The sequence below is a fragment of the Bradyrhizobium sp. AUGA SZCCT0177 genome (assembly GCF_018130125.1).
In the GTDB taxonomy this organism is placed as follows: Bacteria; Pseudomonadota; Alphaproteobacteria; order Rhizobiales; family Xanthobacteraceae; genus Bradyrhizobium.
The window spans coordinates 1-12,144 of record NZ_JAFCMA010000008.1 but is presented as its reverse complement, the minus strand read 5'-3'; the positions used below and the strand labels follow the sequence as shown (position 1 = coordinate 12,144).

10 protein-coding genes are annotated in these 12,144 nt (G+C 64.1%); 4 read left to right on the top strand and 6 right to left on the bottom strand.

Annotation, left to right across the window (positions count from 1 at the left end; all coding sequences use genetic code 11):
- Complete coding sequence (locus JQ597_RS11220; RefSeq protein WP_212264241.1) at positions 1-1,134, bottom strand: MlaE family ABC transporter permease; 1,134 nt, start codon at positions 1,132-1,134, stop codon at positions 1-3.
- Between the two features lie 141 nt (positions 1,135-1,275).
- Between JQ597_RS11220 and dgcA the strand changes: the two genes are divergently transcribed.
- Positions 1,276-2,283, top strand: a complete 1,008-nt coding sequence (dgcA, locus tag JQ597_RS11215) for an N-acetyl-D-Glu racemase DgcA (protein ID WP_212264240.1) — start codon at positions 1,276-1,278, stop codon at positions 2,281-2,283.
- Here dgcA and JQ597_RS11210 read toward each other — a convergent pair.
- The gene (locus tag JQ597_RS11210; RefSeq protein WP_212264239.1) at positions 2,253-3,452 is read right to left on the bottom strand and encodes an MFS transporter; all 1,200 of its coding nucleotides are present in this window, start codon (positions 3,450-3,452) and stop codon (positions 2,253-2,255) included. The genes dgcA and JQ597_RS11210 overlap by 31 nt on opposite strands.
- Positions 3,453-3,528: 76 nt before the next feature.
- Between JQ597_RS11210 and JQ597_RS11205 the strand changes: the two genes are divergently transcribed.
- From JQ597_RS11205 to JQ597_RS11195, 3 genes are all read left to right on the top strand, one after another.
- Positions 3,529-4,893, top strand: coding sequence for a hypothetical protein (locus tag JQ597_RS11205; protein ID WP_212264238.1), 1,365 nt, complete (start codon positions 3,529-3,531; stop codon positions 4,891-4,893).
- 5 nt (positions 4,894-4,898) lie between these two features.
- The gene (locus tag JQ597_RS11200) at positions 4,899-5,252 is read left to right on the top strand and encodes an ADP-ribosylation/crystallin J1 (RefSeq protein WP_212264237.1); all 354 of its coding nucleotides are present in this window, start codon (positions 4,899-4,901) and stop codon (positions 5,250-5,252) included.
- A 114-nt stretch (positions 5,253-5,366) separates the two neighbouring features.
- Positions 5,367-6,911 carry a caspase family protein gene (locus tag JQ597_RS11195; protein ID WP_212264236.1) on the top strand — a complete coding sequence of 515 codons (1,545 nt, stop codon included), beginning with the start codon at positions 5,367-5,369 and terminating at the stop codon, positions 6,909-6,911.
- Between the two features lie 70 nt (positions 6,912-6,981).
- Here JQ597_RS11195 and JQ597_RS11190 read toward each other — a convergent pair whose 3' ends face one another.
- The 4 genes from JQ597_RS11190 to JQ597_RS11175 form a co-directional block, all read right to left on the bottom strand.
- On the bottom strand, positions 6,982-8,493 hold the full coding sequence (locus JQ597_RS11190) for an outer membrane protein (protein WP_212264235.1): 1,512 nt from the start codon (positions 8,491-8,493) through the stop codon (positions 6,982-6,984).
- 226 nt (positions 8,494-8,719) lie between these two features.
- Positions 8,720-9,691, bottom strand: a complete 972-nt coding sequence (locus JQ597_RS11185) for a threonine ammonia-lyase (protein WP_502752972.1) — start codon at positions 9,689-9,691, stop codon at positions 8,720-8,722.
- 71 nt (positions 9,692-9,762) lie between these two features.
- Positions 9,763-10,818: a glycosyltransferase family 4 protein gene (locus JQ597_RS11180; RefSeq protein WP_212264233.1), complete on the bottom strand. Its 1,056-nt coding sequence runs from the start codon at positions 10,816-10,818 to the stop codon at positions 9,763-9,765.
- Entirely contained in the window at positions 10,815-11,627 is an 813-nt protein-coding gene (locus JQ597_RS11175) for a UDP-2,3-diacylglucosamine diphosphatase (RefSeq protein WP_212038858.1), read from the bottom strand. Before JQ597_RS11175 ends, JQ597_RS11180 begins: the two co-directional genes overlap by 4 nt.
- Positions 11,628-12,144: the final 517 nt, after the last annotated feature.

Below are 12,144 nucleotides of genomic sequence, written 5' to 3'. Positions count from 1 at the left end.
TCACATTCCGATCGATGCGAAGAAGATGGCGAACACGCCATCCATGACGATGACCAGGAAAATTCCCTTCACCACCGACGACGTGGTGTGTTGTCCGAGCGATTCGGCGCTGCCCTGCACCGCAAGCCCCTCGACACAGGCCACGATGCCGATCACCGCGGCCATGACCGGCGCCTTGATGAGCCCGACGATGAAATGATTGATCGAGATGGCGTCGCGCAGCCGCAGCAGGAAGGCTTCTGGTTCGACGCCGCCATAGAGATACGCCACGAGGCCGCCGCCATAGAGTGCTGCCATCGCGCCGAGGAAAGCCAAAATCGGCAACGCCATTACCAGCGCCAGCATGCGCGGCAGGATCAGGACCTCGATCGGATCGAAACCCATGGTGCGCAGCGCGTCGATCTCCTCGCGCATTTTCATCGAGCCGAGTTCGGCGGTGTAGGCCGAGCCCGAACGGCCTGCCACCATGATCGCCACCAGCAGCACGCCGATCTCGCGCAGCACCAGCACGCCGAGCATGTCGACCACGAAAATATCGGCACCGAACTGACGGAAGTGGAAAATGCCCTGTTGCGCGATGATGCAACCGATCAGGAACGTGATCAGCACCACGATCGGCACCGCGCGCCAGCACACCTGCTCCAGATGATGCACGGTGGAGGTCAGGCGGAAACCGCGGGGACGAATCAGGACACGGCCGGCCGCTGCCAGCACCGCGCCGAGCATCTCGATCAATCCAACCAAGGTGCCGCCGACGCCGGCCACGCTGCGCCCGATCTGCTCCAGCATGCCCGTGATCGTCACCGAACGGGCCTGGACGACAGGCTCGGCTTTGACCCGGCGCACCTCGTCGACGAGACTCGAATAATTCGCCGACAGGCCCGCGATCTTGGCCTCGATGCCACCCTCGGTCAGGCTACGGCGCAGCCGTTCGATCAGCCAGGCGCCGAACGTATCGAGTTTCGACACCTGCGAGACGTCGATGAAGATGTTCGGGCGGCTGCCGCGAAGCTTCTCGGCGTCGGCCACCATTTTCTCGAGCACCGGGGCAAAGCGGGCCGTCCACGAACCGGCAGCGCACAGCGCAAGCCCGTTGCCCTGGGCTATCCGCTCCAGTGTCGGGTCTGCGCTCACGATGCCCGCCCCCTGGCCCGCCCGCTAATGATGCAAAAGGTATGGTCCGGCACGCCGCATTGCCTTGTAGAATCTGTCCCTAACCAGCCATAGTTGGTTGCGGCGAGCAAGCGCGCGGTTCAGAAATTGCCAGATTTTAAAATGACTTCCAGCCGATCCCAAGAATTTGCCCGACAGCTTGTTGCCCGCATTGAACGCTGGCCGATCGCCGGCTCGTTCACCATCAGCCGAGGAGCCAAGACGGAAGCGGTTACCGTCGTGGCCGAAGTCAGCCATGGCGGCCATACCGGGCGCGGCGAGTGCGTTCCCTATCCCCGCTATGGCGAAACGGCGGAAGCGACCCTGGCTGCCCTTCAGGCGATGCAGGAACCGCTGTCCAGGGGATTGGACCGAACGGCCCTGCAGGCCGCGATGCCAGCAGGCGCCGCCCGTAACGCGCTGGATTGCGCGCTGTTGGACCTCGAGGCCAAAAGCAGGGGTCAGCGGGTCTGGACCCTGCTCGGCCGGCCGGCGCCGCGAGCCTGCACCACCGCCTTCACGATTTCGCTGGGAACGCCGCAGGCGATGGCGGCAGCGACCGCCAAAGCCGCGCGCCGCCCGCTGCTCAAGATCAAGCTCGGCGGCGACGGTGACGAAAGGCGGATCGCTGCCGTCCGCAAGGCCGCCCCCGAATCCGAGTTGATCGTGGACGCCAACGAAGCCTGGACCTCGGACAATCTCGAACGGAACCTTCACGCCTGCGCGGAACTCGGCGTGACGCTGGTCGAGCAACCGCTTGCCGCCGCCAATGACGCCGCGCTGGCGCGCATCAAGCGGCCGATCGTGGTGTGCGCCGACGAAAGCGTGCATGACCGCGCCTCGCTCAGCGGCCTTCGCGAACGCTATGACGCCGTCAACATCAAGCTCGACAAGACAGGCGGACTGACAGAAGCGCTTGATATGGCGGATGCCGCGCACGCACTCGGCTTCGAAATCTTGATCGGCTGCATGGTTGCCACCTCGCTCGCGATGGCCCCCGCAATGCTGCTGGCGCAGCACGCGCGCTTCGTCGACCTCGACGGCCCGCTGTTGCTGGCGCACGACCGCGAGGACGGGCTGCGCTACGAAGGCAGTCTGGTCTATCCGCCGGAAGCCGCGCTCTGGGGCTGACGCGCGAGGCGGTGCCGCGCCAGCCACATCACGATCGCAGCCAGCAGCGCCATCGCCGCCATCACGTAATAGACCCGCTGCCCATAGCCCGCATAGACCAATCCAGACACCACCGACGCCGTGCCGCTGACGATGCCGCCGCAGGCCGCAAGATAGCCCTGCCCGCGCGCCATCACATGGCCGGGCACGTGACGCACCAGCAGACCCATGATGCCGACCTGCGTCAGTCCATAGGTCAGGCCATGCGCGAGCTGCACCAGGGACAACACCACGACCGAGGGCTCCTGCGCGGTGATCAGCCAGCGCGCCACCGCGCTGAGCGCGCCGATCACCACCAGCAGCGCAGGTGCCAGCGTGAAACGCGGCGAGAGCGCGAACACCACGATCTCGGCGAGCACGCCCAGCACCCACAGGCCGGCGATGGTCAGCCCGTCCAGGCCGGACGCCTGCCAGGTGATGGAAGCAAAGGCGTAATAGGCGGCGTGGCTGCCCTGGATAAGGGCGGCCGCGACAATGATGGCGAGGAAACCGGGATCTCGCAGCAAGGCGCTCGCGCCAAGCACCGCGGTCGCTGGAGGTTTTGGCCGGTCCAGCGGCTGCAGCCCCAGGCTCGCGACCGCGCCGAGCGCCGCCATCGCCGCAATGACCCAGATCAGCTGGCTAGCCGCAATGAAGTCGACCAGCAGACCGCAGATCAACGCGCCCACCACGAAGGCCGCCGAGCCCCACAGCCTTAGCGGTCCGTAATTCAGGCCATAGCGCGCCACCCCACCCAGCGCGTAGGCGTCCGTCAGCGGCACCATCGGCGTCCACAGGCAGCAGGTCACGGCATAAGCGAGCAACACTGCGAGCGGCAGATATTGCGTGCCGATCACCGCAAAGCCGAGCGCGGTGGCGGTCGCGGTGACGATCAGGACCGCGCGCAGCGAATAGCGCCTCCCGGCGGCACCCGTCACGAACGGCAGCACGGTAAAGCGCGTCACCGCAGGAACCGCGGAAATGATTCCGATCCAGGAGGCATCGATGCCAACCGACTTCAGCCACAGCGTGAAAAACGGCAGATGGGTGCCCATCGTCCCGAACGTCGCGCCGTAGAACAGCGCCAGCCGCGCCGCGAATCGCTTCGATGCGCCTTGAGATGCGATGGGGATTTGTGATTCGCTTGGCATCAATTCAATTGCGATTCGCCCGATATCGTGTTGTTTCGTTATCGCAACGCGCGGTGATTTGCGCGAAGAGTTTAGCATGGCCGACGAAGCATTCGCCCTTTCGCCGATCTCAGCACGCGCCGCGCTGCCGGGCGAGGAAGACTATGCTGCGATCAGCGAAGCTTTCATGGAGACTTCGCGCGGCCGCTGGTTTCTCGGCGAATATGCCAAACGCAACCGCAACGCCGACACCAGCATGGTGCTCGATGCGGTGGCGCGGATCGAGCAAAGCCTTGCCGCGCAGAAGGAAGAGAGCCTTGCGATCCAGCGGGAGGCTGCGAACGCACAGCGCGAAGCTGCCAACGCACAGCGAGCGGCGGCGGACGCCGTCGCAGACAATAGCCTCGCCGAGGCCAAATTAGTTGAGGCTTTGATTGCGATTCGCGGGGCGTTGGAGGCGGCGCAGACCTCGGCGATGGGGGCGATCGACGGACTGGCGCTGAACGAGAAGCTGGCGCCGGTGCGCAAGGGCGCGCGGGTGATTCGGGAGATCGCCTGGCGCTTGCGGGAAATCGGCAATGACAGCCGAATCTGCGACCTGATCGATTCGCAGGTTCAGGTCATCGAGAAGGGCGCCGAGCAAATCTCCTCCGACGAGGCCAAGGCCGCATTAGAGGCCGCGTTCGCTTCGCTTGCCGGACGGATCGCAGAATTCAGCGATGAAGAGACGCCCGCCCCGGTTGCCGAGGCGCCGACTGCTGAGACACCAATTGCCGAGGCGTATGTCGCCGCACCCGCCCCGGTAGCGCAGGATGAGTCCCCGCCTGTCGCCGAGGTCATCGAGGAGGCGCCCGCATCGGAAGCCCAGGCTGCAACCAGTTCCGTTTCGACCCTCGCCGTAGCTCCGGCCGCCGAAGCCGTCGTCGCTGAAGTTATGGTCGCCGAAGCTGTGGTCGCCGAAGCCGTGGTCTCCCAGGCCGAGGCCGCGCTGGAGGAAGTCGAAACCGCCGAGACGGCCGGGATTGAACTCACCGCCGAAGCTGCCGACGCTCATGACGAGGCGGTCCTCGACATGATCGCGATGGAGATGGGCGCGCCCGATCCCATCGACGACGATGAGTTCGTCGAACCGGAGATCGAACAAGCCCACGTCGCAATGCCGATGGTTGAGGAAACCCGGCTTGCTGACCCGATTGTTGAGGAGGCTCAGATTGTCGAGCCGCTTCCGGCCCCGCCCGAAATCGTCGCTGCATTGCCCGAGCCAATGATGTCCGCACCGGTCGCGCCACCGGTTCAACCACCGCCTCAGCCCGCCGCAGCCATGCCGGAACCGGCGCTGGAAGTCTCGCTCGGCTCGTCGATCATCGCAAGCGGCATCGTACGCAGACCTGTCGCGGCCAACGATCCGCTGGCCCCGATCCGGCGCATGAGCCAGGCCGAGAAGATCGCGTTCTTTTCGTAGGTCACATGTCCGGCAACGATGAGACACTGACCCTTTGGCGACCAGTCGGCCCGCGAGAGCTCGAACTGGTCCGGCAGACCGGCATGCGGGCCTTCCCTCCGCGGCTACCCGAACAGCCAATTTTCTATCCTGTCCTCACTGAGGAATACGCTGTGAAAATTGCGCGCGACTGGAATGTTCCAGCGAGCGGTTCCGGATTTGTGACGCGCTTCAAGGTGAGGCGAAGCTTCATCGATCGCTACGATATTAAGGACGCTGGTGGACAAGCTCACCTGGAATACTGGATTCCGGCTGAGTATCTGAACGACTTCAACGCCGCGATCGTCGGTACGATCGAGGTTGTTCGCAGCTTCCCCTGAAATCTGGTTCACGTTGCGTAACGGAACTAAGTGACCAAGGTCACGTACAGCACCCCCACCTCAATCTAGCCTTTCCGCCGGACATCTCGCCTTGAGATTGGATGGAGGACACCCATGCCAGGGTTCAAATCATTGGCGCTTTGCGCCGGTCTGTTGGGCAGCCTGCTGAGCTTGGCGCACACCAGCACCGCTTTTGCAGAGGCGGTGAACGCTGCCATCAGCGACGGCGTTCGATCGCTGCCCGCCGAGCAGCGGGTCGCCCTCGTGATCGGCAACGCGAACTACCAGATCGCGCCGCGGCTCGCCAATCCGAGCAACGATGCGCGATCGGTAGCGCAGCTCCTCAACACGGCGGGCTTTGAAGTCACGACGGCGACCGATCTGACGCGCAGCGACATGATCAAGGCGGTGGAGGATTTTGTTGACCGGGTTTCCAATCGCGGACCCAATGCCGTCGCCATGGTCTATTATGCCGGGCACGGCGTGCAGCTCGAGGGCGAAAATTACCTGCTGCCGATCGACGCGAGAATTTCCAAGCTGTCGGATCTCGACAGCAATTCACTGCGTCTGGTCGATCTGATGGGAACGCTGGAAACCATATCGAGCCGGATGCGGATCGTCGTGCTCGACGCCTGCCGCAACAATCCCTTTCCCGACGTCGACGATTCCGGGCGCGGCCTTGCGATGGTCGATGCGCCGGCCGGCTCGATCGTCGGATATTCGACGGCGCCGGGCATGGTAGCCCATGATGGCGATGGCAATCACAGCCCCTATACGTCCGCCTTCCTGAACATCGCGCGCCAGCCCAATCTGCCGATCGAGCAATTATTCAAGCGCGTTCGTCTCGAAGTGAACAACGCCACCGGCGGCCGGCAGACGCCGTGGGAAAGCTCGTCGCTGACCAACGACTTCTATTTCTTCGGCGACACGGCGGTTGCTGCAACCCGCGCGCCCGATCGCGGCCCGGTGGTTCAGATGGCGTCGAACCTGCCTTCGCGTTCGGTGCGTCAGGCCTATGATTACGTCCTGTCGGAAGGTTCGCCCGAACATTATGAGGAATTCATTCAGCTGTATCCGTCCGACCCGCTGTCCGATCGCGTCCGCGTGCTACTCGGCAACTGGCGGCAGTCATATGCGTGGCACAAGGCGGTGCTCGCGAACACATCTGGCGGCTACAGGTCGTTCCGCGACCGCTTCCCCGATAGTCCGTATGCGCGCACAGCATTGAGGCTGCAAGCGCAGCCGAGACACGTTCCGCTGATGCAGTTCAACCGCCTGTCGAAGCATGCCGGCCACCATGGACATGGCTTTTCGCACGGCCATCGGGCGCCATCCCTGGCCTCATCGGCAAAGGGCATGAATGCATCCGCCTCGATGAACGGCCACAGGCCGGGCAAGTTCACGAACACTTCCTCAGGGATGAACGCCCACGCCCATGCCAATCACATGCAGGGCAAAAGCCGATTCCACGATCGCGGACCGCGCAGGATGGGCGGCGGCATGCACAGCCACAGCCACTCCAGCCATCGCTTCGCCGCGAACCATTCGCGTAGCTCGTTTGCTCACTCGCGGCATTCGTTCGGTGGTGGCCGCTCATTCGGTGGCGGCGGTTCGTTTGGCGGTGGCCGCTCGTTTGGCGGCGGCGGATTCAGGCGCTGATAGGGCAATGATGCAACAAGGCCCCGGTCGATGCCGGGGCCTTTTCGTATGAGTTTTTCCGCGGCGCCGATCAGTAGCGCGCGGCGACCACGGTCGGCATCGGGCTGAAGTGATAGTTCACGCCGATTTTGACGAGGTGCAGATCCTGGGTCAGCTTGCTGCCCTGGAAGGCCGCGCCGCCGGTACCGACAAGCACGCCCGGGATGTTGAAATTCACGGTGCCCGTGGCCGTGACCTGTTGCGCGAACATCTTGATGTAGTCGTATTCCGCCTTGATCGACCAGTTGTTGCCGAGCGCGTATTCACCACCGGCGCCCACCACCACGCCGGTATGCACGGACTTCGCGGATACATTAGCCCCGATACCGCCCGGACCCGGGACGGCAACCGTGGCGAAGCTGAAATTGTGCTTCTCCTGCCCGATCGCAAGGCCGCCCTTGCCGTAGAACATCAGGCGATCGCCGACGACGAAGCCGGCACGGGCGGTTGCGAACGCGAGCCAGTCGATCTTGCTGTCATAGTTGAGGGTCTGGGTGACACCAGGAGCGGCAAGCGCAATCGCCTGGCTTCCCTTGATGTCTGTTCCCAGGATCTCGCCTTCGACGCCGAACACGAAGCGCCCGGCCTGGGCATTGACGCCGACGGTGCCGCCGGCCAGCCAACCCGTCATATCATACTGCGGCAGGTTGGTCACAGCGACGGCCTGCCCGAGGTCCGGCCATTGCTTGCGGCCGAAACCATAGCCCGCCTGCGCACCGATATAGGCGCCCGACCAGTTGGTGCCCGGCGCGGCAGGCACCGGCGCATAGGACGGGTCTTTCGCAATGCCGCCGAAGCGATAATTGACGCCGACCTTGACGACATGGATCGCTTCTTCGATCTGAGCGTCGGCTCTGAACGGCGCGGTGATCCCGGCCTGTGTCGCGGTGCCCCTCAACGTGGTCGTCGTCGTGTCCAGATGGATGTAGTTGTACTCGCCCTTGACCGACCAATTGCCGCCCAGCGCATACTCGGCGCCGAAGCCGACCATCGGCGCATAACGAAGCTCGTTGCCGCTGGCCGCACCCGATCCGGTGGCGCCAAAACCAGTCGCGGAGGCATCGATCGAATGACGCTCGTGTGCCACGGTGATGCCACCCTTGGCAAAAACGAACCAGCGATCGGCCGCAAGGCCGGCTCGGCCTGCAATGGTCACGAGACCGTCGATCTTCGATCTGGCGGTTTGTGAACTGACGATGCCAAGCGCGGCGCTGCCGACGCTGACAAACTGCGAACCACTGATATCAGCCCACGAACCGTCGAGTTCGAGGCCGAACACGAAGCTTGAAATCTGCTGGTTGATGCCGACCTGACCGCCGGCGAGGAAACCGCGGGCGACGAAATCGGCGTTGCGCGCATCCCAATCCTTCATGCCGCCGCCGTAACCGGCGTGCACACCGAGATAGACGCCGGACCAGTCATAAGCCGCAGCCACGATCGGCGCGGCCTTCACCGGCATGTCGGCCGCCAGGGCGGTTGCAAACGGGATCATCGCGCCGAGCGCCGTCGCCGAGATCCACAGACCGCACTTCCGGATATTCATTCCAAGCTCCACAACGTTCGTTCAGCTGTTCCTTAGCGGGAACAACGTACCTACATTTGGGGAACTCGCATGTACCTGCGGTGCAACACTACCACAGCAATGGTTGGACTCCGGCCGGCCACCAGTTGGACTAAGGCGCAAGCGCTCGGGAATCACGGGATTAGGCTAGTTCTCGCTATCAGGTCGGGCTGAGCCCTCGCGGCCTGCGGCGTCCGGTCGCACCCATTCAGGCGACCAGCTTGGCGAACAGGTCGGCGTCAACATTGCCGCCGGAGAGAACGATGACGACGTTCTTGCCGCGCACATCGATCCGGCCGGCCAGCAACGCGGCGAGGCCGACGGCGCCGCCGGGTTCGACCACCAGCTTCAGTTCCCGGTAGGCATAGGCCACCGCCGCCCCGACTTCCGCGTCGGAGGCAACCACGCCCTGGGCCAGCAGCTTGCTGTTGATCGAGAACGTCATCACGCCGGGGATCGCGGCCATCAGCGCGTCGCAGATGGTGCGATCGGCCGCATGATGGGCTTCGCGATGGCCGGCGCGCAGCGAGAGACCGTGATCGTCATAGCCCTCGGGTTCGGCGACGATGAGCGTCGATTGCGGAAAGCGCGCCTTGATGGCCGTCGCAACGCCCGCAATCAGTCCGCCGCCGGAAGCCGGCGCCACCACGATATCGGGCGTCAGGCCGAGCGCGGCCATATCCTCTGATATCTCGCGGCCCGCAGTACCCTGCCCGGCGATCACGAAAGGATCGTCATAGGGGCGCACCAGCGTGGCGCCGCGCTTGCGCGCGATATCTTGAGAGATCGCCTCGCGATCTTCCTTGTCGCGGTCATAGAGCACGACTTCGGCGCCATAGCCCTTGGTGCGCTCGCGCTTGGTCAGCGGCGAGTCCTTGGGCATCACGATGGTTGCCTGCATGTTGAGGATCTGCGCCGCCGCCGCCACGCCCTGGGCGTGATTGCCGGACGAGAACGCGACCACACCGCCGCCGCGTTCGGCCTGCGGGATCGAGGCGAGCTTGTTGAAGGCGCCGCGGAACTTGAAAGAACCGGTCCGCTGCAGCATTTCCGGCTTGAGAAAGACCTTGGTTCCGACGCGCTCGTTGAGAACCGGGAACGACAACAGCGGCGTTCGCACCGCAAAGGGCGCAACCACCCGCGCCGCCGCATCGATATCTGCGGCACCAATCGGTGCCATCGAGGCTTGATCCGTCATGACGACTTTGTATCGCGTCCGTGGACAGGCCGGCAAGACGCAATCCGGTGAAGTCAGGCGGCGAAATGCGGGTCTTCCACAAACTCGACCACCTCGCCTTCGGAGCCTGGGGCCCGGACATTGAGCGCATGGTCGACAAAAACCCGCGCCGAGGCCTGCCAGGTGTGGGCGGCGGCGAACTCCACACAGGCCTGCGGCGATATCTGCAGCGCGTCGAGGCAGGCGGCGCGCAAATCGTCGGAGAGGACGCCGACCGGCGCCGCACCGATCACGTCGCGGGGACCGGTGACCGGAAAAGCGGCAACCGGCACGCCGCTGGCGAGCGCTTCCAGCAGCACCAGGCCGAAGGTGTCGGTCTTGCTGGGGAACACGAAGATGTCGGCGGCCGCATAAATCTCCGCCAGTTCCTCGCCGTGCCGGGCGCCCAGGAACACCGCGTCCGGATATTTCCGCTCCAGCGCCACACGGGCCGGGCCATCGCCGACAATAAGCTTGGTGCCGGGCAGATCGAGATCGAGGAACGCCTCGAGATTCTTTTCGACCGCGACGCGGCCGACACTGAGGAACACCGGCTGCGGCAGACAGAGGTCGGCGGTGCGCGGATGAAACAGCGACGTGTCGACGCCGCGCGACCACAGCACCACATTGCGAAATCCGCGCTGGCGCAATTCAGCTGCAAGCGCCGGCGTCGCCGCCATCACCGCCTGGCTCGGCCGGTGAAACCAGCGCAGCGCGCGCCAGACCCATTTTTCCGGGATCGGCGAGCGCGCCGAGACGTATTCCGGAAAGCGCGTGTGGAAGCTGGTGGTGAACGGCAGTCCGTGCTTGCGGCAATAGCGGCGAACCAGAAGGCCGATCGGGCCTTCGGTCGCGATGTGTATGCTGTCGGGCTTGGTCGCTTCGATCAACGCCGCGATCTTCGCCGGGTAAGGCAGCGCGAGTTGCAAATCCGGATAGCTCGGCATCGCAAAGGTGCGAAACGATTGCGGCGTCAGGAAGCTGACGTCGACGCCGAAGCCTTTGGCGCCTTCCGCCATCATGGCCAGCGTCCGTACCACCCCGTTGACCTGGGGATGCCACGCATCGGTCGCGACCAGGATATGTGTCATGCCGCGCGCGCCGCGACGCGGGGAACCGGCGCCAGCCGGCGCTGCGGATCGGCCCAGGTGATGATTTCGAACCGGCCGTCCTCGTGCTCGACCAGCGCGGTGCAGCTTTCGACCCAGTCGCCGCAGTTCATGTAGCGGATGCCGTGCTCGTCGCGGATCGTGGCGTAGTGGATATGGCCGCAGATCACGCCATCGGCGCCATGACGCCGCGCTTCGCCGGCCAAGGTCTTTTCGAACGCGCCGATATAATTCACCGCGTTCTTGACCTTCAGCTTCGCCCATTGCGACAGCGACCAATAGGGAACGCCGAACATGCGCCGGAAGAAGTTGACCAGGCGATTCATCTGAATGGCGAAATCATAGGCCTTGTCGCCGAGATGGGCGAGCCAGCGCGCGTTCTGCACCACGAGATCGAAGATGTCGCCGTGGATGACGAGATAGCGCTTGCCGTCGACGCCCTCATGAATGGTGTTTTCCACCACGTCGATGCCGCCGAAATGGGTGCCGTAATAGTTGCGCAGGAACTCGTCGTGATTGCCGGGCACGTAAACGACCTTGGCGCCCTTGCGCGCCTTGCGCAGCATTTTCTGCACGAAGTCGTTATGCGATTGCGGCCAGTACCAGTTGGACTTCAGGGCCCAGCCGTCGACGATATCGCCGACCAGATAGATGGTGTCGGCGTCGTGGCTTTTGAGGAAGTCCAGCAACCGGTCGGCTTGCGAGCCGCGGGCTCCGAGATGGACGTCGGAGATAAACAAAGTGCGAAAGCGCCGCTCCGGGCTCTCTTCACTCGAGGAGTCACTACCCATGCCGTGCACCTAACAGATCCCTGTGACAGGGCGATGACAACCGACGCGACTGATAGCCCCACGCGAATCGATGACGCGCCCCTGCCCTTGCGGATAGCAGCGCGATGCGACAGGGAAACGACGGCGCCACCACGTGGATTTACGGTCACCGCCCGCGCTGCGCACATCGGATCGCTAACTGGTTCGTCGTCCCGGCGAAGGCCGGGACCCATACGCCGCGGCGCTTGTTTTGAAAAACGATGTTCGACGACTTTCTTTCAATCGCTGACTTCGGTGGCTATGGGTCCCGGCCTTCGCCGGGACGACGTGGATACAGCTTCGCGATCTCGCGACGCATTGCGCCCGAGCTTTGCTAGAAACTTCCCGCCCTAAATACAGAGGGCGCAGGGAAGACCGGGTGCGCGCTGCACCCGCGGTCCCGTGTGCGGTTTGCACTAAAAAGGCTGCACACGAGCATACAGGGCAGCGGAGAACACCCGGCCTTCCCTGCGCAATGGCTTTACGGCTTATGCCGTGA